At 45.6% G+C, this 20108-nt stretch carries 23 protein-coding genes; all 23 read left to right on the plus strand.

The genetic code is table 11. The features are described from left to right. Nucleotides 1–15: 15 nt before the first annotated feature. The 23 genes from fliG (at nucleotide 16) to ACH33_RS07355 (ending at nucleotide 20103) form a co-directional block, all read left to right on the plus strand. A complete protein-coding gene (gene fliG / locus ACH33_RS07245; protein WP_057898404.1) occupies nucleotides 16–1029 on the plus strand; it encodes a flagellar motor switch protein FliG in 1014 nt (337 codons plus the stop codon). Next, nucleotides 1022–1819, plus strand: a complete 798-nt coding sequence (locus tag ACH33_RS07250; protein ID WP_057898405.1) for a FliH/SctL family protein — start codon at nucleotides 1022–1024, stop codon at nucleotides 1817–1819. The genes fliG and ACH33_RS07250 overlap by 8 nt, the downstream gene beginning before the upstream one ends. Before the next feature lie 2 nt (nucleotides 1820–1821). Further along, nucleotides 1822–3135, plus strand: a complete 1314-nt coding sequence (fliI, locus tag ACH33_RS07255; RefSeq protein WP_057898406.1) for a flagellar protein export ATPase FliI — start codon at nucleotides 1822–1824, stop codon at nucleotides 3133–3135. A gap of 13 nt (nucleotides 3136–3148) precedes the next feature. After that, on the plus strand, nucleotides 3149–3598 hold the full coding sequence (gene fliJ / locus ACH33_RS07260; RefSeq protein ID WP_057898407.1) for a flagellar export protein FliJ: 450 nt from the start codon (nucleotides 3149–3151) through the stop codon (nucleotides 3596–3598). A gap of 10 nt (nucleotides 3599–3608) precedes the next feature. Next, complete coding sequence (locus ACH33_RS07265) at nucleotides 3609–4496, plus strand: MotE family protein (protein ID WP_057898408.1); 888 nt, start codon at nucleotides 3609–3611, stop codon at nucleotides 4494–4496. A gap of 62 nt (nucleotides 4497–4558) precedes the next feature. Continuing rightward, nucleotides 4559–5902 (plus strand): flagellar hook-length control protein FliK, encoded by a 1344-nt coding sequence (locus ACH33_RS07270; RefSeq protein ID WP_057898409.1) that lies wholly within the window; start codon nucleotides 4559–4561, stop codon nucleotides 5900–5902. Nucleotides 5903–5930: 28 nt separating this feature from the next. Then, nucleotides 5931–6515, plus strand: a complete 585-nt coding sequence (flgD, locus tag ACH33_RS07275; protein ID WP_057898410.1) for a flagellar hook assembly protein FlgD — start codon at nucleotides 5931–5933, stop codon at nucleotides 6513–6515. Further along, nucleotides 6512–6895, plus strand: coding sequence for a TIGR02530 family flagellar biosynthesis protein (locus ACH33_RS07280; RefSeq protein WP_057898411.1), 384 nt, complete (start codon nucleotides 6512–6514; stop codon nucleotides 6893–6895). The genes flgD and ACH33_RS07280 overlap by 4 nt, the downstream gene beginning before the upstream one ends. Before the next feature lie 85 nt (nucleotides 6896–6980). Further along, nucleotides 6981–7850, plus strand: a complete 870-nt coding sequence (locus tag ACH33_RS07285; protein WP_057898412.1) for a flagellar hook-basal body complex protein — start codon at nucleotides 6981–6983, stop codon at nucleotides 7848–7850. Between the two features lie 60 nt (nucleotides 7851–7910). After that, nucleotides 7911–8150, plus strand: coding sequence for a flagellar FlbD family protein (locus ACH33_RS07290; protein ID WP_057898413.1), 240 nt, complete (start codon nucleotides 7911–7913; stop codon nucleotides 8148–8150). Continuing rightward, on the plus strand, nucleotides 8143–8595 hold the full coding sequence (locus ACH33_RS07295; protein ID WP_057898414.1) for a flagellar basal body-associated FliL family protein: 453 nt from the start codon (nucleotides 8143–8145) through the stop codon (nucleotides 8593–8595). Before ACH33_RS07290 ends, ACH33_RS07295 begins: the two co-directional genes overlap by 8 nt. 68 nt (nucleotides 8596–8663) lie before the next feature. Next, nucleotides 8664–9659 carry a flagellar motor switch protein FliM gene (gene fliM, locus ACH33_RS07300; protein WP_057898415.1) on the plus strand — a complete coding sequence of 332 codons (996 nt, stop codon included), beginning with the start codon at nucleotides 8664–8666 and terminating at the stop codon, nucleotides 9657–9659. After that, complete coding sequence (gene fliY, locus ACH33_RS07305; RefSeq protein WP_057898416.1) at nucleotides 9652–10911, plus strand: flagellar motor switch phosphatase FliY; 1260 nt, start codon at nucleotides 9652–9654, stop codon at nucleotides 10909–10911. Before fliM ends, fliY begins: the two co-directional genes overlap by 8 nt. Nucleotides 10912–10941: 30 nt before the next feature. Further along, nucleotides 10942–11307: a response regulator gene (locus ACH33_RS07310; RefSeq protein ID WP_057898417.1), complete on the plus strand. Its 366-nt coding sequence runs from the start codon at nucleotides 10942–10944 to the stop codon at nucleotides 11305–11307. Nucleotides 11308–11349: 42 nt separating this feature from the next. After that, on the plus strand, nucleotides 11350–11862 hold the full coding sequence (locus ACH33_RS07315; protein WP_057898418.1) for a flagellar biosynthetic protein FliO: 513 nt from the start codon (nucleotides 11350–11352) through the stop codon (nucleotides 11860–11862). A 5-nt stretch (nucleotides 11863–11867) separates the two neighbouring features. Next, entirely contained in the window at nucleotides 11868–12614 is a 747-nt protein-coding gene (fliP, locus tag ACH33_RS07320; protein ID WP_082706168.1) for a flagellar type III secretion system pore protein FliP, read from the plus strand. 16 nt (nucleotides 12615–12630) lie between these two features. After that, a complete protein-coding gene (fliQ, locus tag ACH33_RS07325) occupies nucleotides 12631–12900 on the plus strand; it encodes a flagellar biosynthesis protein FliQ (RefSeq protein WP_057898419.1) in 270 nt (89 codons plus the stop codon). Nucleotides 12901–12907: 7 nt separating this feature from the next. After that, entirely contained in the window at nucleotides 12908–13687 is a 780-nt protein-coding gene (gene fliR, locus ACH33_RS07330; RefSeq protein ID WP_057898420.1) for a flagellar biosynthetic protein FliR, read from the plus strand. Next, a complete protein-coding gene (flhB, locus tag ACH33_RS07335; RefSeq protein ID WP_057898421.1) occupies nucleotides 13684–14772 on the plus strand; it encodes a flagellar biosynthesis protein FlhB in 1089 nt (362 codons plus the stop codon). The genes fliR and flhB overlap by 4 nt, the downstream gene beginning before the upstream one ends. A gap of 22 nt (nucleotides 14773–14794) precedes the next feature. Further along, complete coding sequence (gene flhA / locus ACH33_RS07340; protein ID WP_057898422.1) at nucleotides 14795–16828, plus strand: flagellar biosynthesis protein FlhA; 2034 nt, start codon at nucleotides 14795–14797, stop codon at nucleotides 16826–16828. Beyond that, complete coding sequence (gene flhF / locus ACH33_RS07345; protein WP_057898423.1) at nucleotides 16828–18063, plus strand: flagellar biosynthesis GTPase FlhF; 1236 nt, start codon at nucleotides 16828–16830, stop codon at nucleotides 18061–18063. Before flhA ends, flhF begins: the two co-directional genes overlap by 1 nt. Further along, nucleotides 18060–18941 carry a MinD/ParA family protein gene (locus ACH33_RS07350; RefSeq protein WP_057898424.1) on the plus strand — a complete coding sequence of 294 codons (882 nt, stop codon included), beginning with the start codon at nucleotides 18060–18062 and terminating at the stop codon, nucleotides 18939–18941. Before flhF ends, ACH33_RS07350 begins: the two co-directional genes overlap by 4 nt. A gap of 22 nt (nucleotides 18942–18963) precedes the next feature. After that, complete coding sequence (locus ACH33_RS07355; protein ID WP_091259629.1) at nucleotides 18964–20103, plus strand: protein-glutamate methylesterase/protein-glutamine glutaminase; 1140 nt, start codon at nucleotides 18964–18966, stop codon at nucleotides 20101–20103. The last annotated feature ends 5 nt before the right edge of the window (nucleotides 20104–20108 follow it).

Raw genomic sequence — 20108 nt, forward strand, 5'->3', positions numbered from 1 at the left:
GAGTGAGGGATGTAAATGGCACGTGCGCCGAGAGAATGGAGCGGGAGACAGAAAGCGGCTATCCTTTTGATATCGCTTGGGCCTGAAGTTTCCGCTCAGGTTTTTAAACATTTGCGTGAAGAGGAGATTGAACAATTAACTCTTGAAATTGCAAACGTGCGAAAAGTGGACAGCTCGGAGAAAGAATCGGTGTTAACAGAATTTCATCAGATTTGTGTAGCTCAAGAATACATCTCTCAGGGTGGTATTAGTTACGCGAAAGAAATTCTGGAAAAAGCGTTAGGTCAGCAAAAAGCGCACGATATTATTCAACGGTTGACAGCGCATTTGCAAATTCGTCCCTTTGATTTTGCGCGTAAAGCCGACCCTGCGCAAATTTTGAATTTTATTCAAAATGAACATCCGCAAACCATTGCGCTTATTCTTTCCTATCTTGAACCTGAACAGTCTGCTGCTATTCTTTCCGCGTTGTCGCAGGAGATGCAAGCGGAAGTGGCGCGGCGGATTGCGCTTATGGAAAGTACATCTCCCGAAGTGATTAGTCAGGTAGAAAGCGTGCTGGAGCAGAAGTTGTCCTCTACGGTTGTGCAGGACTATACGCAGGCAGGAGGTATTGAATCTGTGGTCAATATGCTGAACAATGTGGATCGCAGTACGGAACGCATCATTTTGGATGCATTGGAAATTCAAGACCCGGAGCTTGCAGAAGAAATCAAAAAGAGAATGTTCGTATTCGAAGATATTGTTTCGCTTGATGACCGTTCCATTCAGCGCGTCATTCATGATGTGGATAATTCCGATCTTATGCTTGCGCTTAAAGTTGCAAATGAGGAAGTGCGGAACGTCGTATTTCGCAATATGTCCAAGCGAATGGCGGATACGTTCAAAGAAGAGATGGAATATATGGGGCCTGTTCGCTTGCGTGATGTGGAGGAAGCGCAGACGCGTATTGTGGCAATCATTCGTCGCTTAGAAGAAGCCGGCGAAATTATCATCGCCCGCGGCGGAGGAGATGAGATTATTGTCTAGAGTAATAAAATCTTCTTTCTACCTTACTGCCGAAAATAAGAAAGTAATTGAGTTGCCGTACCGGAAAGAAAACAAACCGCACCATGATTCAGCCGTTACAATTCAAGAATATTCAACCCCGCAGGGGGACGAAATCGTAAGAGAAGCGGAAGCAAAGGCAACTTGCATCATTAAAGAAGCGAAGCAACAGGCAAAGGAGCTCATAGAGGAAGCCCGGCGAGACATTGATGCATGGTGGGCCGCCAAACGGCAGGAAGATGAAGAAATTCGCACACATATTCAGCAAGAAGGTTTTGCACAGGGAATTGAGCTAGGCAAAGAAGAAGGCCGTCGCCTTATTTACGAGGAATATGCGGAAATGCTTCGGCGAGCAGCCGCAATTCTTGAAGAGGCGCCTGCTGTTAAGCGAAAAATGATAGCGGAAGCTGAACCTTTTGTGCTTAATTTGACGCTGGCCATTGCCCGGAAAGTGATCGGGGAGCATCTTGAGATGGATAAGGATAATGTACTCGCTCTTATTCACAAGGCACTATCCCATACCAAAGAGTACAAATCAATGGTTGTGGCGGTAAGCCCGGATGTTTACCCGTACGTTCAGGAAAATCGTGCAAAGCTGCTTGAGGTTTTGGACAGCCAAGTAGAAGTAACCATCGTGCCTGATGGGTCAATCTCCGACGGTGGAGCAGTGATTCGGACTACAATGGGAAGTGTGGATGCGCGGGTGGACACGCAATTAGAAGAAATAAAAAAAGCGCTCCTAGAAACGATCGGAAATGAAAGCGAGTCGTAATCATGCTGCAGCTTAACAAGTATTTGGATGTGTTACAGAGAGTAAATCCGATTCGTGTTAACGGAAAAGTTTCACAAGTGATCGGTTTGACGGTAGAGTCTATGGGGCCAAATGTAAAAATAGGGGAAATATGCAATATTTATCCTGAATCTTCTCCGGCCCCTGTTCCTGCTGAGGTTGTCGGATTTAAAGATAATAAAGTATTGCTCATGCCATTGGGAGAATTAGGGGCGATTGGCCCTGGATGCGATGTTGTGGCTACCGGAAAGCCGTTAACGGTTCGAGTAGGTATGGAATTGCTCGGGCAAGTGCTGGATGGGACAGGCAAGTTAATGAATGGAGGACAACTGTCCAATGCGATGGTCGAATACCCGGTTGACAATCAGCCGCCCAATCCGCTTTCGCGCCCACGGATTTGCGAACCCCTTTCGGTAGGGGTACGAGCTATTGATGGCTTACTGACAGTTGGTAAAGGGCAACGTATTGGTATTTTCGCGGGGAGCGGCGTTGGAAAAAGTACGCTTCTTAGCATGATTGCGAGAAATACGGAAGCGGATGTAAGCGTAATTGGATTGATCGGTGAGCGGGGACGTGAGGTGGCGGATTTTATTGAACGCGATTTGGGAAAAGAGGGATTAAAACGTTCAGTCGTCGTGGTCGCCACATCCGACCAACCAGCGCTTATCCGCATTAAAGGGGCTTTGCTGACGACAGCAATTGCCGAATATTTTCGGGATCAGGGATTAAATGTCATGATGATGATGGATTCGGTGACGCGGTTCGCGATGGCGCAACGCGAAGTAGGACTGGCGATTGGAGAACCTCCGACAACAAAGGGATATACGCCGTCGGTTTTTGCTTTGTTGCCGCGCTTGTTAGAGCGGGCAGGCACATCAGATAAAGGTTCGATTACGGCCTTTTATACCGTACTTGTAGAGGGCGACGACATGAATGATCCGATTGCCGATTCTACGCGGGGGATTCTCGATGGTCATATCGTTTTAAGCCGCCGTATTGCTCATACTGGTCATTATCCTGCGATTGATGTGTTGGCGAGCGTAAGCCGGGTGATGAAAGAAATTGTCACGCCTGAACACTACGCTGCAGCCAATGAATTGAAACGCTTATTGGCAGTATATCGAGACGCCGAAGATTTAATTAATATTGGCGCATACAAAAGCGGTGCGAACAGGGACATTGATCAGGCCATCCGTTATAAAGACGCAATTATGCGGTATACCGGACAAGGTATAGAAGAACATTCGAATTTGGAGGAAGCGATTCGTCAGCTGATGACTGACTTTATTCCAAAGTAAGCGGGTGGTTATCATGGCGTTTACTTATACATTTCAAAAAATCCTGAATATGAAAGAAAAGGAGAAGGAACAAGCGCAGATGGATTACAGTAAATCTGTGCAACTGTTACAAAAAGAGCAGCAGCGCCTTGTTTCTCTTGAAAAAAACAAACAGGAGATGGAACGACGTATAATGCAGCAGGGCAAAAACATATCTCTTGCGGAATTGAAAATAAATTATGAGTATATTGGGCACTTGCAGCGTCTCATTATACAGGCAAATGAGTCAAAGGCACAGGCGGAAAAAGAAGTGGAAGCAAAACAGTTTATTCTGTCTGAGCGGGCGATAGAGCATAAAGTATGGGAAAAACTGAAAGATCATGTTTTCGAAAGATATAAAGCGGAGACGCGGCAGGCGGAGCAAAAAGAGTTAGATGAAATGGCGGTCGCTCGTTATTATAGGCAAAAAGTGAATCCGCGCTAGGGGTGTTTTTATGGAAGAAATGGCAGAAGAACGGAAATATAGCAAACTGGAATGGTTTTTTTACATTATTTTTATTCCGCTATTATTTACTCTTGTGCTTTCGGCTGTGATTGCCCAGATGTTTGGTTATAACGTTATGGGCATACTGGCGAAAGAGTTGAACAAAGTTCCCGTTCTGGAAAAAGTGATCCCTGATGCTGCCGTTGATTCATCTGCCCCAGCAGAAGACGGGAATAAAGCGGATGAAAAAGATAGCAAAATTAGCGAACTGGAAATTAAACTTGAGGCGAAAGAAAGAGAAATTGCAGACTTAAAAAGAAAAGCTGAATTAGAGAAGCAAAAAATGGACCAGGTGCTGCAGCAAGCGCAGAAGCACCAAGAGGCGACGAAAGCGGCAGAAAAAAAAGCGACTGAAGAAGAGCAAAAGAAAATAAAGAATCTCGCCAAGATTTATACGTCAATGTCTGCGGGAAAAGCAGCGCCGATACTAGAAAAAATGGCGCCGGAGGAGGCGGCCCAACTTCTTTTGACCATGAAGGCGGAAGAACGTTCAGCCATTATGGCGAAGATGGATCCGAAAAAAGCAGCCGACTTATCATTGTTGCTAAAAGAAGCATCACCTGAGGACTTGGCTGAACCGAGTGCCATACAACAGCAGCTTTTGGAACTTAAATATAACGCTTCTGTGCGTGAATTGGCTTCTTCTATTTCAAGCATGCAACCGGCAAGCGCAGCTGATTTAGTAGAAAAGCTGTTTAAAGCGGATGAAAAAAGAGCGGTGCTCGTTTTGAGCCAGATGAATGCCGAGCAGCGCGGCCAAATTTTATCAAAGCTGGCAGAGAATCCGAACGGTGCAGCCGTGGCCGCAAAAATTAGTCAAAAGCTGTTGACATATTGATAGTAAAGAAGAAATACATCTGAATACATGTATTTTTGCTAGAAAGGGGGTGAATGAAATAAATGGATGATATTCTAATAAATAGAATTAGCTTTTTTACTAAAAACGTGCCGAGCGCTGCTAAAACAAACAATATGGGCAGTGTTTCCGGTTTATTTGCGAGCGAAATGCAAACAGCGTTAAGCGCGCTCTTTTTGCAACCTTTATCAGATGGTGCAGAAGAAAAGCAAAATGCGGTGTCGGAAGTAGTTGCGCAAATTGAAAAGCTGGTAACCGTTATTGAAGAGCAGGTTCAAAAGACAAAAGAAACGGACAGCAGTGAAGCAACACAGGAAATATTCGCGGCGTTGCAGCAGCTTTATGTATTATTGCAGCAATTGCAGCAGATAACCGGACAAACGCAGCGCCGAAGCGATCTGCTTGGTGTCGCGCAAGCTGAAGCAGCCTGGAAACAATTTCCTAATCTCATTCCATTCGGAAGCAGAGAGAAGGTTCAGGAGCTTTCTTTGATGGTACAAAAAACACAGAATGTACTTGATGGAATAGGAGAGACAAAAGGGAATGTTTTACCGCCAGAACTGATAACCAGACTAAAAGCAGCGCTTTTGTTTCTGAAAGAACAAAGCGGTGAAGTTGCGACGGTACGTTCTGGAAACATGAATGGAATAGGGGCGTTGAATGCTGGAAGCGATAGCGGGCAAAAAGTGGCGAGCATGTTGAATGCTGGAAGCAGTAGTGAGCAGAAAGTGGCGGGCATGTTGAATGCTGGAAGCAATAGTGAGCAAAACGTGCCAGGTACGGGAATACAATCGGAGGCTGGTTCCGGTAAACGGGAGTCTGGATTTGCGCTGGAAGAAGGCACGCTTACGAAAGCTATGCACCACCAAATGCAGGGAACAGCTGCAGCAGGAAAAGCAGAAGCAAGCGTTGTTTTTAGCAACCGAAATGCGCATGTGCCACTTGTTCCTGCAAGATTTTTCGCGAATGAGATGGAAGTGTATATCGTGAAGCATATGCGGTTGAACCAGGGTACGGGCGCGATGGAAACGACGCTTCGTCTCTTCCCTGAAAATTTGGGCCGAGTTGACGTGAAGATTACGGCATTAAATGGCGCAATTACCGCACAATTTACGGCTGCTACTTCCGCCGGCAAAGAAGCGATTGAACAGCAGCTGCACCAGTTGCGACAGGCGCTCATTCAGCAGGGGCTTCAGGTGGAAAAAATAGAGGTCAATCATGTTTCGGTCACATCAAGCGAATCAGATAACCGTACGTTAGATCAGGAAAAAGAAGGGGGTTCCGGGCGCCAGGAACATGAGCAGCCAAAGGAAGAAACGTCGGACGAAGCTGTTTTTAACTTAGAAGAACTGCTAGAAGAACGAGCGGAGATGTTGACTGAAGCGTAGTGAAACGCACAAGAAGGGAGGGAAAAAGATGACGGTTATCGATGCCACTCATTACCGTACTTCATATGGAGCGAAACCAAAAACATTCGAGGAACAATCATCGCTGGGAAAAGAAGATTTCCTGCGTTTGCTGGTTACCCAGTTGACGCATCAGGACCCGACCCAACCGTTGCAGGACAGAGAGTTTATCGCACAGATGGCCCAATTCAGTATGCTGGAACAGATGGTCAATCTGAACGATATGTTTACAAGGTTCATGGAAGTGCAAAGTTTGAATGGTTTGTCCAGTATGATTGGCAAGAAAGTCACGTGGACAGAACACGTAAAGGAATCGGACGAAAATGGCAATGAAGTAATAAAAGAAACGCCGAAAGAAGGCACTGTCAAGGCGATTAGTTTCAAGGATGGCAAAGTGCAGCTCGTATTGGCGGACGGCTCAAAAATTGATGTTGGTGTGGTAGAAACGGTGGAGATGCAAGCCGCCCCGGCCGCAGAACAGGAGTCGCAACGTTTGTCTGAGGGTTCAGGTGGCCAAAATGAAAGCCGGACCAAAGAGACAGAAGGAAATGGCAGCGGAGAACAGCGGCAAACGAATGAAGGTGCAGGACGATGAACAGGATTAAAGCCGGGCACATCTTTTATCCGCAGCCGTTTACGCATGCTGTTGCAAAACCGAAACAGTCGAACACCGGGACTTCGTTTGATGCGGTTATGCAGCAGAAGCTGACGGAAGCAACAGCCGAGATCGATTTTTCGAATCATGCGCGCAAGCGACTGGAGGAGCGCGGAATTACGCTGAGCGGCGAAGAAATCGCCAGACTGGCAGGCGCGGTAGAAAAGGCGCAGAACAAAGGGGCAAAAGAGTCGCTCGTACTGATGAACAATGTGGCATACATTGTAAGTGTTCCACACAAAAAAGTAATCACGGCGGTTGACGGGGACTCGATGCAGGAAAGCGTGTTTACCAACATTGACAGCGCAATTATTTTATAAAAATGATAAAGGGCCGGACCTTTAGTGGGAAGCCCTGCGCCGCCGAACGATTGACGCGGCGCACGAAATAAAGGAGGTAAAAGACATGTTACGTTCCATGTATTCGGGTATTAGCGGGATGCGCAATTTCCAAAATAAGCTGGATGTTATCGGAAATAATGTTTCCAATGTAAACACTGTAGGTTTTAAAAAGAGCCGTGTAATGTTTCAGGATATTTTGAGCCAAACGTTAGCAGGTGGAACAGCACCTAATCCTTCTGGAACACCGCCTGTAGGAGGGGTAAATCCAAAACAAATCGGGCTGGGCGCTACCATATCTTCAATCGATGTACTTCATACGCAAGGTGCACCTATGACCACAGGATTGCCTTCGGATATTGCTATTCAAGGAAACGGCTTTTTTGTGGTAGGAACAGGAACGAATGATTTCAATTTTACGCGTGCCGGAAACTTTATCGTTGATGCAAAAGGTGATTTAGTTACAACAAACGGACAGTACGTTTTAAGTAAGAGTGGAAGCAAGATTAATCTTTATGATATAGGTGGAGGAACGGCAGGTACCGACAATATCAAATCTTATTCGATTGGTCAGGATGGTACGATAACGGTTTCTATTCAAAAATCAGACGGAACCACTATAACGAATTCGAGTTCTGATGATAAAAAAATAGGAATTGCTTATATCACAAACCCTAGCGGCCTTGAAAAAATCGGGAATTCAATGTATAAGTGGGCGCCGGCAGCAGATACCAAAAAGAATTTTACTGATTTGGTAGGTTTGCCGGGAACATCAGGGCGTGGAGTTTTAATTGCTGGCCAACTTGAAATGTCCAACGTTGACTTGGCCGAGGAATTCACCGAGATGATCGTGGCACAGCGTGGCTTCCAGTCGAACTCCCGAATCATTACTACGTCAGATTCGATCTTGGAAGAACTCGTAAATTTAAAACGATAAAACGACGATGATGCAGCAGGGGAGGGCCGCTCCTCCCCTGTTTTATGTGGAGGGAGCGATATGATTCGTTTGACCCGGTTAAACGGAAAAGAGTATGTGCTCAATGCTTTGCTTATTGAAAGTTTGGAAGCGACGCCGGACACAATGATCACGCTTATCAATGGCAAAAAGTTCGTGATTAGAGAGTCGATTCCTGAGGTCATTCACACTCTTAAAGAATTTTACAGAGACATCAATGCCATAAAAGCAAGCATCATACAGCATACAGAAATCGAAAAAGGGGGGATGGAGAATGGCTAACAGCAGACTGCTGAGTATAACGCTAATTATTTTGATGTCGATCACACTTATCGTTGTCGTCAGCTTTATCCTGTGGCAGACTTACAAAAAACCTGAATCGGCTATGCAGATTCAGCAGGTTGAAGCAAAAGTTAGCGCTGAGGAATTCGAGAAAGCCACGCTGGAAACGGAAGAAATCCGTACGAACCTGCTCACAGGTGACTTAATTCTCGCGAAATTTGCCATCCAGGCGCAAAATGAAAAAACGAAGCATGAACTGGAGCTTCGTAAGCCGCAGGTAATACATATCATTTTAAAAACCCTTTCCTCCATGAAGCCGGAAGAAATTCAGGGGCCGGCCGGAATGAAGAAAGTGGAAGAGGCTATTAAGAAAGAACTGAATCAGCTTTTGGAGGAAGGAAAAGTAGTCAATGTAATAACCACTCATCGAATTGTTGATGTATAAAATGTATATAACGATGATTTATACTATTCGTTTCGTGCCTACCAGATGAGGAGAAGGGGGTGACACTTATGACAGAGGTATTGTCCCAGGCAGAGATAGATGCTTTGCTCGCAGCGATTTCTTCCGGAGAAATGAACGCGGAAGATCTAAAAAAAGAAGAAGCGGAGCGAAAAATAAAATCGTATGATTTTAAACGTGCGCTTCGCTTTTCAAAAGATCAGATCCGCACGTTGACACGCATTCATGAAAACTATGCCAGACTGCTTACCACTTATTTTTCGGCACAGCTGCGAACATTTGTCCAAATAAGTGTTGCGTCTGTTGACCAGCTTCCTTATGAAGAATTCATTCGTTCCATTCCGAAAATGACGATTCTGAATATCTTTGAAGCTGAACCGTTAGAGGGACGAATGGTCATGGAAGTAAATCCGAATATCGCCTATGCTATGCTGGAACGCCTGCTGGGCGGTCAGGGAGCGGCTCCTAATAAGCTCGGCGCGCTGACCGAAATCGAGACCATTATTATGGAGCGGATGTTTAGTCGGGCGCTATGTAATTTTGCGGAAGCATGGAAAGATGTGATTGAACTTGAACCGGAATTGGAGTTTCTTGAAATGAATCCGCAGTTCATGCAAATTGTTTCTCCAAACGAAACGGTGGCCGTCATTTCTTTTAGCACGAAGATTGGGGAAACGACGGGGATGATTAACCTTTGTTTGCCGCATGTCGTGCTTGAACCGTTGATGGTCAAGCTTTCGGCCCATTACTGGCTGTCCACGCAGAAAAAAGCGCGCAATGAAGTCGAAAAACAAGTTCTTGAAGAAAGAGTGCGGAAAGCGAAACTTCCTCTTATCGCAGAACTTGGAACTTCCGTCATTTCCGTGGGTGAATTTTTGAATTTAGCAATTGGGGATGTCATTCAGTTGGAACAACGTACGGAAGATAAAATTAGAGTTCGGATCGGGCAGAAGGTAAAATATCTCGCGCGACCGGGAACATCGAGAGGCCGCGTGGCGGTAATGATTGAAAACGTGTTGGAGGAAGAGGTGGAAGACGATGAGTAGGGAAATGTTATCTCAGGAGGAGATTGACGCCTTGCTGCGGCAGAATCATTTAGAAGATGAAATGGATGATGACAACGAGAGCGATGCGTTGGATATTAATGAAGTTTTGACACCGTTAGAACAGGACGCTCTCGGTGAGATAGGAAATATCACGTTTGGTAGCGCCGCCACCGCCCTGTCCAATTTGCTCGGGCAGGTGACAGACATTACGACCCCAAGAGTCGACATTATCCGGCGCGATGAAATTCAGACGGAGTTTCCGCGACCTTATGTGGCTGTACATGTTGAATATACAGAAGGGTTTCAAGGGATTAACTTGCTTGTGATCCGTACGGAAGACGCGAAAGTGATCGCTGATTTGATGATGGGCGGAGATGGAAGTTCCCCGCCAGAGGAATTGTCGGACATTCATTTGAGCGCTGTACAAGAAGCGATGAACCAGATGATGGGTTCAGCTGCTACGTCCATGTCGACGGTTTTTAATAAGCTTGTAAACATCTCCCCGCCGGGCATTGATATGATGGATTTGCCGCGCGGCAAGGGAGTGGAAAATGTTCCTGATGATGATATTCTCATAAAAGTTTCTTTTCGGCTAAAAGTCGGGCAATTAATTGATTCGAATATTATGCAGTTGATTCCTGTTCCGTTTGCCCGTTCTCTTGTCTCGACGTTGCTGGGCAATATGGGGAACGAAACAACGACAGCGGCATCGGAATCGGCGCCAGAAAGCCAGCAGCCGACTTCTTCGCCGGCGTCGGCATACGCCGAAACGACCGCTCAAGCTTCAGGAGGTTATGGAATGAATACCCCTTATCCACCACAGCCCCCTGCTTCAGCGCAAAGCCGTCCGGGAGGAATGCCTTATCCGCAGCAACCTGGGTATCAACAGCCGCCACAACAGCCGGCTTATGGAGGAAAGCAGACGCCGCCGGCGAATGTGCAACCGGTACAGTTTGCTTCGTTTGACACAGGATTCTCCCAGCAGGGAAATCCACAAAATCTAGGAATACTTATGGATGTTCCGCTTAAAGTTACAGTGGAGTTAGGAAGAACGAAAAAACAGATTAGGGAGATTTTAGATTTGTCGCCTGGTTCGATTATTGAATTAGATAAGCTTGCCGGAGAACCGGTGGACATTCTTGTAAATAACAAGCTGATCGCTAAGGGCGAAGTTGTTGTAATTGATGAGAATTTTGGTGTGCGCGTGACCGATATTATCAGCCAGTGGGATCGTATTCAAAACTTGCAATAAAAATCTATATTTTAAGGAGGAAATTACATTATGAGCAATCGTATACTCATTGTGGATGACGCAGCTTTTATGCGCATGATGATCAAGGAGATTTTGACGAAGAACGGGTACGACGTGGTGGGGGAAGCAAGCGATGGTGCACAGGCCGTTGAAAAGTACAAAGAATTATCTCCTGATCTCGTAACGATGGATATTACCATGCCGGAGATGGATGGAATTACAGCGCTTAAAGAAATTAAGAAAATCAATCCGGATGCTAAAGTGATTATGTGTTCAGCAATGGGGCAGCAGGCTATGGTTATTGACGCGATTCAATCTGGGGCCAAAGACTTTATCGTAAAGCCGTTTCAGGCGGATCGCGTCATTGAGGCAATTAAGAAAACGTTGGGATCATAGATGATGTTGAAGAAGTGTTTCTAAAGGGAAAGGATACGACCAATGAAACTGGATGAAATGGGGACGACGGCGCAGGAGTCGACTTCGATGTTTGCTTTGTTGCTGCAAACGATCATTGCACTGGCGTTAATCATTGCGGTTATTTATTTTTTGCTTCGCTTTGTTAGCAAGCGTTCAAACGCTTTGTTTGGAAGAACGGGAATTCGCATGCTGGGCGGCTGTTCGCTTGGGTCGCAGAAGTCGCTGCAAATTGTGCAAATAGGGACGACGCTTTATATCGTAGGCGTGGGAGAAAACGTTCATTTGCTGCGCTATATCGATGACCCTGATGAAGTGAATGAACTTCTTGATCTTCTGGAAGTGCGGGGAGCATCGGCATCGAACCCTGTATTTATGGGAGAGCTGGTGAATCGATGGTTCAGAAAGAAGGCTGGCACAGGAGAAGCCTTTGAAAGTATGTTTCAAATGAAGGTAAAAGAGGCAAGACAGCGGCGGGAATCTATGGAAAAAGAATTGTTCAATAATGGGGAGAAGGAAAAGGGAGAAGAGAAATGAAAAGAATGGGTATATTTGTGAGTCTGGCTACGCTCTTTATATTTTTTCTTCCCGAACATAGCGCCGCCGCTCAGGTATCGATTCCCGGGCTGGATATTAAGATAGGAGCATCTGACAAACCGGAAGATGTATCGCTGACATTGCAAATTCTCTTATTATTTACTGTTCTGTCGATCGCTCCTTCTATTCTTGTCATGATGACTTGCTTTACGAGAATCGTGATCGTGCTTTCCTTTACTAGAACGGCGCTGTCCACGCAGCAGGCGCCACCGACACAAGTATTAATTGGGCTTGCTCTGTTTTTAACGTTTTTTATTATGGCGCCGACGTTTTCCCAGGTGAATAGCCAGGCGTTGCAACCATATTTCAAAAAGCAAATTACTCAGGAGCAGGCGATTGAACGGGCGGTACTTCCCTTTAAAAATTTTATGGTGAAACATACAAGAGAAAAAGATTTAAAGCTTTTTCTTGATTATGTGAAGTCCCCAAAGCCAAAAACGGTAAAAGACATTCCTTTAACTGCTCTGGTGCCGGCCTATGCGATTAGCGAATTGAAAACCGCGATGCAAATGGGATTTATGATATTCATCCCATTTCTCGTGATCGACATGGTTGTAGCGAGCGTATTGATGGCCATGGGAATGATGATGCTTCCACCAGTTATGATTTCACTTCCTTTTAAAATTCTATTGTTTATTTTGGTCGACGGTTGGTACCTTGTCGTAAAATCGCTGTTACTAAGTTTTCAATGAGGTGAAGGGATAGGATATGTCACAGGAGTTTATTATTTCACTTGCGCAAAAAGCTGTATTTACGGTTCTGCTAACAAGTGCGCCTCTTGTAGGTGTGGCGCTGATTGCCGGGCTCATTATTAGCATATTCCAGGCTACAACATCCATTCAGGAAGCGACGCTGGCATTCGCCCCGAAAATTGTCGCTACACTCATTGCACTCGTTATTTTTGGACCGTGGATACTGAGTCATATTCTGGAATTCACCTCAAATATACTATCGAACCTCTACAAATTTATAGGATAACGAAAGTATGCAATTGCTAGAGTTGTTGCCTGCGTTTTTGCTTGTATTCGTTCGGCTTACTGCTTTCTTTGTAACAGCACCTATTTTTTCGACAAGAAGCATTCCGGCCGTATTCAAAATTGGTCTTTCTTTTTTTATTGCTTTTATCGCTTTTCCGCTTGTGAAAGCGAATCATGTGATTCCGGTTGACTGGACTTATGTATATCTTGTTATAAAAGAAGTGCTAACCGGCCTATTGCTTGGATTTCTTGCAGCCTTGTTTCTGGCTGCCGTCCAGGTAGCGGGTTCCATTATTGATATGATGCTGGGATTGGCAATGGCGTCGGTCGTTGATCCGCTAACGGGAACACAAGCACCATTGATGGGAAACTTTAAGTACATTCTTACGATGTTATTTATTTTATCGGCAAATGGTCACCATTTATTAATTCAAGGTGTACTGTCAAGCTATCAAGTTGTGCCGCTGGATCGTTGGTTTAGCGGGATGAGTGATGGGACATTGTCCACGTTTTTGATCGAGAAGTTTTCATATATGTTCATGTCGGGAATGTTGCTGGCCGCACCGTTGGTAAGCTCTTTGTTTGTCATTGATCTTGCGCTTGGCATCATGGCGAAAACGGTGCCGCAAATGAATATTTTTGTAGTGGGGATGCCGGTCAAAATTCTCGCAGGCTTTCTGATTCTGGTTGTTGTTTTTCCGGGTTACTTTTTTGTTATGACCCGCCTTCTGGAAGTATTGTTTTCCGCAATGGCACGCATGATCGAAATAATGGGGGCAGTTCCATGAACACGATTCGCTTTCAGGTAGACTTGCAGTTTTTTTCAGGGGAAAAAACCGAGAAAGCAACGCCGCATAGACGGAAGAAAGCGAGAGAAGAAGGACAGGTTGCCAAAAGTCAGGAAGTGCCTGCCGCCCTTGTTCTGTTCAGTTTGTTTTTGTTTTTACTCTTTATGGGCAAGAGCATGGGAGATAGAATCTATCAATTTTTTCAAGCTTTTTTTAATAGGTATTTGTTATTTGAACTTACTGAAGAAACAACGGAAAAATTAATGACGGAGATGGTATACCAAGCTGCGCTGATGGTCTGGCCGATTTTTTTGATTTCCATGGCCATTGCTTTTTTTGCGAATTATCTTCAGTTTGGTTTATTGTTTACCACAAAGCCTTTGCAACTGAAGCTGGATAAGCTTGACCCGATTAAAGGAGCAAAAAGAATTTTTTCGTTGCAGGCTCTGGTTAATTTAATCAAATCCATTCTAAAGGTCGTGTTTGTTGGAATAGCAGTATGGCTGGTACTGTGGGCTGGCAAAGAGGAATTATTGACGCTGGCGACTAAATCCGTAGGGGACATGCTGACCGTTGTAGGAAAGCTTACACTGCAGATGGGATTTATGGTCGCCGGGTTGCTCGTTGTTTTATCCATCCTTGATTATATGTATCAAAAATTCCAATACGAAAAGCAGCTTCGCATGTCCAAGCAGGATATTAAAGATGAGCACAAAATGATAGAAGGCGACCCGCAAATTAAAGGAAAGATTAAACAGAAGCAACGTGAAATGGCTATGCGGCGCATGATGCAGGAGGTGCCAAACGCTGACGTCGTAATCACGAACCCGACGCACTTTGCAGTGGCGCTTAAGTATGATGGAACCACAATGCAGGCGCCGACTGTGGTGGCGAAAGGACAGGATTTTGTTGCGTTGCGAATAAAAGAGATTGCTGAACGGCACGAAGTTGTGACAATAGAAAACAAGCCGCTTGCGCGCGCATTGTACGCGCAAGTAGAAATCAACCAGCAAATTCCTGAAGAATTGTTTCAGGCGGTAGCTGAGATTTTGGCTTACGTCTACAGAGTAAAAGGAAAAATTTAAGGAATGAAAGGGGGAGAAAAAGATGAATCGCAAGGATTTACTTGTTATGGGATTTGTTATCTGCGTCGTTATTATGCTTGTTATTCCCATGCCGAATCCTCTCCTCGACTTTCTTTTAATCATTAATCTTTCATTGTCTCTAACGATTCTTTTGGTGGCAATGAACACTAATGAGCCCGTTCAATTTTCGATCTTCCCGTCCTTGTTGCTGATTACGACGATTTTTCGTTTGGCGTTAAACGTTTCGTCAACGCGTAACATCTTATCGCTAGGGGAAGCGGGAAATGTCATTGAGGCTTTCGGCTCGTTTGTGATCAGCGGGAATGCAATTGTCGGCTTTGTCGTTTTCTTAATTTTAACATTGATTAATTTCATGGTTATCACGAAGGGCTCGGAGCGTGTCGCTGAAGTGGCGGCCCGTTTTACGCTTGACGCGATGCCCGGAAAACAGATGGCCATTGACGCTGACTTGAACGCTGGTGCGATATCGGACGCGGAAGCGCAGGCGAGACGGAAGAAAATCAGTCAGGAGTCCGAATTTTTCGGCGCGATGGACGGTGCGACCAAATTTGTCAAAGGTGATGCGATTGCCGGCATTGTTATTTTTATTATCAATATTATCGGCGGACTTGTCATAGGGATGGTTATTCATGGGATGGATTTTGCCGAAGCAGCCAAAACCTTTACCTTGCTTTCGGTTGGTGACGGCTTGGTGAGTCAAATCCCCGCTTTGCTGTTATCCACCGCGACAGGGATTATCGTAACCCGTGCGGCATCGGAGGATAATATCGGCGATGATCTAATGAAGCAAATGCTTTCTTATCCGCGATTATTGTATGTGGTAGCGGCCACTGTCGCTTTGATGGGAATCTTTACACCGATTGGCGTGTTGCGCACGTTTCCGGTGGCAGGGGTGCTTGCATTTGGCGGATTTCGCCTGCAAAAAAGCATAAGAGCAAAAGAAATCGAACTCGAGTCTGTGCCGGAAGAGGCGGATATGGAAGATGTGCGCAGTCCGGAAAGCGTGGTGAGCCTGCTCTATATCGACCCGATTGAGTTTGAATTTGGTTACGGGCTGATTCCGCTTGCTGATGCGAATCAGGGAGGGGATTTGCTTGACCGGGTCATTATGATTCGCCGGCAATGTGCGCTTGAACTCGGTCTTGTCGTGCCTGTTATTCGCATTCGCGACAATATCCAGCTACGCCCGAACGAGTATGTGATTAAGATAAAGGGGAATCAGGTAGCACGCGGCGAGATTATGCTTGACCACTATTTGGCAATGAGCCCTGGGATTGATGACGAATCCGTTGTCGGAATTGAAACGGTTGAGCCAGCCTTTGGATTGCCGGCTCTTTGGGTAACGGAAGAAGTAAAAGAGCGCGCGGAAATGGCCGGTTATACGGTGGTTGATCCACCTTCTGTAGTAGCTACGCATCTTACCGAGATCATTAAGCGGTATGCGCACGAACTGCTGAACCGTCAGGAAACGAAGGCGTTAATTGACAATGTGCGTGAGACCGCCCCTGCTTTGGTAGAAGAGCTAATCCCGAACATTATGGGGGTTGGAGATGTACAAAAAGTACTGCAAAAGCTGCTGAAAGAGAAGATCTCGATTCGCAATTTGCCGACCATTCTCGAAACACTGGCAGATTACGGTACATATACGAAAGATACAGATCTGTTAACGGAATATGTACGTCAGGCACTTTCGCGGCAAATTACGCTACAATTTGCTAACCCGGGTGAACCCCTGCAAGTCATTACCGCGGGTCCAAGTTTGGAAAAAGCGATTTCTGATTCTATCCAGCAGACGGAGCAGGGGAACTATATGGCGATTGATCCAGATACGTCGCAACGGATTTTTAACGCTTTATCCGAACAGGTAAACCGTATGCTCCAAATGGGTCAGCAGCCGATTATTTTAACTTCGCCGGCCATTCGCATGTATTTGCGCCAATTGGTGGAGCGAATGATGCCGGAAGTCCCTGTTTTATCTTATAACGAATTGGAGCCGCAAATTGAAATTCAAAGCGTAGGGGTGGTGAGCATCTAATGCGCGTAAAAAAATATGTTGTTAATTCGATGGCAGAAGCGCTACAGCAAATCCGAAGCGATTTGGGCAAAGACGCGGTCATTCTTACTACAAAACCCATCAAAACAGGTGGGTTTTTAGGTATGTTTCGCAAGCGACAGCTTGAAGTGATCGCCGCTATCGAGCCAGAGGAAGAAAAGGGGGCCGAGCGTTCCCAAAAAACAATGTTGTCGCCCTCGAAACATTCCAGGCTTTCTACGCCCGTTCCAGCAACAAAAGAAGAAACAGGAGAAAAAGCGCCATTTTCCGCTATTCTTCAAACGGCGGCTTTTCGGACGCAAAGCGCATCAAACCATGATCGGAAAAAAGAGGAGCAGGAAAACCGCGTTTCGCGGGAGTTGGACGAGATGCGAAGCATGCTGTGGAAACTTGTGATGGCGGATACAGCCGGAGCTTCGCTTCCTAAGCCCTTTCTTCCTATTCGTCAACGCCTGATAGGTCAAGATGTTGCGCAAGATATCGTAGGCTTGATTTTCGAAAAAGTAATAAAAGAATTGGAACTGGAAAAGTTGCAAGATGAACGGCAGGTGCGCCAAAAAGTAAAAGAAACGATTATTGATATAGTAAGGGAAGCCAATTCCGCCCATGGACCGCTCCGAGATACGACTGCATTTGTGAATGTTGTCGGACCGACCGGAGTGGGAAAAACGACGACACTGGCGAAGCTGGCCGCGGAAAGTGTACTTCGGGACAAAAAAAGGATTGGAATGCTCACATCTGATACGTATCGGATGGCGGCTGTGGAGCAATTGAAAACATACGCCAATATTTTAAATGTGCCGCTTAAAGTCGTTTATTCACCGGAAGAGCTAGCTACTAGTGTGGAGCGTCTTGCCGGGTGTGATTTACTATTTATGGATACCGCAGGACGCAATTACCGTAATAAAGAGTATGTAGATGAAATTAACAAGCTTTTACAGTCCCCTTTGCCGAGCGAAACGTTTCTTGTGTTGAGCCTGACTGCTAAACATGGCGATCTGGAAACTGTTGTTGAAAGTTTTAAAGAAACGCGGATTGACAAGGTGATTTTTACGAAAATCGATGAGACAGGAACGTATGGCTCGATCCTGAATTTGGTGGTAAAGTACAAACTCGCTCTTTCTTATTTTACGACAGGACAAAATGTACCTGATGACATTGAAATCGCAACCCCGGAAAAAGTGGCGACCATGCTTTTGGGAGAGTTATGCGAATGAGTGATCAGGCACAGCGCTTAAGGGAGAAACTTAGCGTACGCTCAGCCGCGTCCTCAAGCTATTCTTCCAAAACGGCAAAAACAAGGGTGATTGCGGTAACAAGCGGAAAGGGCGGAGTGGGAAAATCGAATGTTTCCCTTAACTTTGCTTTGTGTTTACAGCAAAAAGGGCAAAAAGTTGTGCTTTTTGATATGGACGTAGGGTTCGCTAATATTGATGTGTTAATGGGTATTTCGACCCGAAGAAATATTGTCGATTTAATAGACAAGAGGCTCTCTATTTGGGATATTATTGAAAGAGGGCCTAATGACCTAGAATTTGTTGCTGGCGGATCGGGACTCTCGCAAATTTTTGAGCTTGACGAGATAAAATTACATTATTTTTTCGAACAATTAACCCATTTGCACGGATATGCTGATACAATTATTTTAGACACGAGTGCAGGTATGTCCAAAGACACGCTTCGCTTTTTGCTCGCTGCGGATGAAGTGATCCTGGTCACGACTCCTGAACCGACTGCCATAACAGATGCTTATGCTTTGGTTAAAATGGCGCATAGCCAAAAGTATGATATTCGCTTCAACATTGTGGTTAATCGTGCGGTAGGCGGGAAAGAAGGGAAAGTGACTGGAGAAAAATTAGTGCTTGTAGCCCGGGAATTTCTAAATTTAGAAATGAACATGCTTGGCTTTATATACGACGATGTTCATGTTTCAAAAGCGGTAAAAAAGCAGCAGCCTTTTTGTCTTGCTTACCCTCGAAGCAAAGCGGCGAACTGCATTCGAAACTTGACAGAAGCATATCTTACGGGTGGCAAAGAGGCAAACACAGAAGGGATGAAAGGGTTTATTTCACGGCTACGGGTGTTATGGAAATAAAGCAGAAGGGAGGGAGCATGCAGTGTATCCAATTCGAGCTGTCGTTGTCGATGACTCAGCTTTTATGAGAAAAATAATCAGCGATTTGCTTGCGGGAGATCCCGATATTCAAGTAGTGGGAAAAGGGCGCAATGGCTTGGAGGCCATCGAGTTGGTAAAAAAGTTGTCGCCTGACGTGATCACGTTAGATGTGGAAATGCCGGTGATGAGTGGGATTGAGGCGCTTGAGCAAATTATGAAAGTTTCTCCTCTTCCGGTTGTCATGTTGAGCAGCCTTACACAGCACGGGACAAGTGAAACCATTCGCGCCCTTGAAATGGGAGCGGTTGACTTTATTTCTAAGCCGTCTGGAGCCATTTCCCTTGATCTGCACAAGATAGGCGCAGAGATTGTACAGAAGGTGAAAGAGGCAGCGGGTGTAAAAGTTTCCCGGCTTATTAAGAGTGAAATAGCGCCGCTTCGTGTGTCCCCCTTGCTTCGGTCAGGCGGTCAGCACCATCCGGGTTCTGTCTTAGCTGAAAAAGAAACGGTTCGAGACGACAACGAGAAAAAAATATGGCATGCAGAAGATGGAAGAAGAAATGTGCATAATTTGGTAGCGATCGGTACTTCTACAGGAGGGCCAAAAGCGCTTCAGGTGCTATTGCGTGATTTTCCCCGCGATTTTAGAGGAGCGGTGGTAATCGTCCAGCATATGCCCCCTGGTTTTACAAAGTCGTTGGCCCAGCGTCTGAACTCGTTGTGTGAAATTGAGGTAACAGAAGCGGAAGATAATCAGGTTCTTAAGGAAGGTCACGCGTACATCGCGCCTGGAAACTATCATATGGAAATCAGGCAACGTACTGATGGAGAGCTGTACATATCGCTGAACCAATCACAGCCGCGTGGAGGACACAGACCTTCTGTTGATATGTTGTTTGAATCCATTGCACGCATCCATCATCCCGCTAAATACGCCATTATTATGACGGGAATGGGAAGCGATGGTACAGCAGGGTTAAAAAAGTTAAAAGAAACTGGAAACTGTACTGTGATTGCTCAGGATGAATCAACATGCGTCGTATTTGGTATGCCAAGGGCTGCCATTCGAGCTGGAACGGTTGACATTGTAGCGCCGCTTCATGAAATTTCTGTCCAGCTTATGCGGTGTTTAAGCAGTTAGGGAGG

Source organism: Aneurinibacillus sp. XH2 (assembly GCF_001439585.2).
Lineage (GTDB): Bacteria > Bacillota > Bacilli > Aneurinibacillales > Aneurinibacillaceae > Aneurinibacillus > Aneurinibacillus thermoaerophilus.

Bases quoted from the DNA above. Each gene is read 5' to 3' on its own strand.
- flhB (WP_057898421.1), top strand. From the start codon at position 13,684: ATGAACACGATTCGCTTTCAGGTAGACTTGCAGTTTTTTTCAGGGGAA.
- ACH33_RS07350 (WP_057898424.1), top strand. From the start codon at position 18,060: ATGAGTGATCAGGCACAGCGCTTAAGGGAGAAACTTAGCGTACGCTCA.
- fliR (WP_057898420.1), top strand. From the start codon at position 12,908: ATGCAATTGCTAGAGTTGTTGCCTGCGTTTTTGCTTGTATTCGTTCGG.
- fliG (WP_057898404.1), top strand. From the start codon at position 16: ATGGCACGTGCGCCGAGAGAATGGAGCGGGAGACAGAAAGCGGCTATC.
- ACH33_RS07270 (WP_057898409.1), top strand. From the start codon at position 4,559: ATGGATGATATTCTAATAAATAGAATTAGCTTTTTTACTAAAAACGTG.
- ACH33_RS07290 (WP_057898413.1), top strand. From the start codon at position 7,911: ATGATTCGTTTGACCCGGTTAAACGGAAAAGAGTATGTGCTCAATGCT.
- fliQ (WP_057898419.1), top strand. From the start codon at position 12,631: ATGTCACAGGAGTTTATTATTTCACTTGCGCAAAAAGCTGTATTTACG.
- flhF (WP_057898423.1), top strand. From the start codon at position 16,828: ATGCGCGTAAAAAAATATGTTGTTAATTCGATGGCAGAAGCGCTACAG.
- ACH33_RS07285 (WP_057898412.1), top strand. From the start codon at position 6,981: ATGTTACGTTCCATGTATTCGGGTATTAGCGGGATGCGCAATTTCCAA.
- fliY (WP_057898416.1), top strand. From the start codon at position 9,652: ATGAGTAGGGAAATGTTATCTCAGGAGGAGATTGACGCCTTGCTGCGG.
- ACH33_RS07295 (WP_057898414.1), top strand. From the start codon at position 8,143: ATGGCTAACAGCAGACTGCTGAGTATAACGCTAATTATTTTGATGTCG.
- fliI (WP_057898406.1), top strand. From the start codon at position 1,822: ATGCTGCAGCTTAACAAGTATTTGGATGTGTTACAGAGAGTAAATCCG.
- flhA (WP_057898422.1), top strand. From the start codon at position 14,795: ATGAATCGCAAGGATTTACTTGTTATGGGATTTGTTATCTGCGTCGTT.
- fliJ (WP_057898407.1), top strand. From the start codon at position 3,149: ATGGCGTTTACTTATACATTTCAAAAAATCCTGAATATGAAAGAAAAG.
- flgD (WP_057898410.1), top strand. From the start codon at position 5,931: ATGACGGTTATCGATGCCACTCATTACCGTACTTCATATGGAGCGAAA.
- ACH33_RS07315 (WP_057898418.1), top strand. From the start codon at position 11,350: ATGAAACTGGATGAAATGGGGACGACGGCGCAGGAGTCGACTTCGATG.
- fliP (WP_082706168.1), top strand. From the start codon at position 11,868: ATGGGTATATTTGTGAGTCTGGCTACGCTCTTTATATTTTTTCTTCCC.
- ACH33_RS07265 (WP_057898408.1), top strand. From the start codon at position 3,609: ATGGAAGAAATGGCAGAAGAACGGAAATATAGCAAACTGGAATGGTTT.
- fliM (WP_057898415.1), top strand. From the start codon at position 8,664: ATGACAGAGGTATTGTCCCAGGCAGAGATAGATGCTTTGCTCGCAGCG.
- ACH33_RS07280 (WP_057898411.1), top strand. From the start codon at position 6,512: ATGAACAGGATTAAAGCCGGGCACATCTTTTATCCGCAGCCGTTTACG.
- ACH33_RS07310 (WP_057898417.1), top strand. From the start codon at position 10,942: ATGAGCAATCGTATACTCATTGTGGATGACGCAGCTTTTATGCGCATG.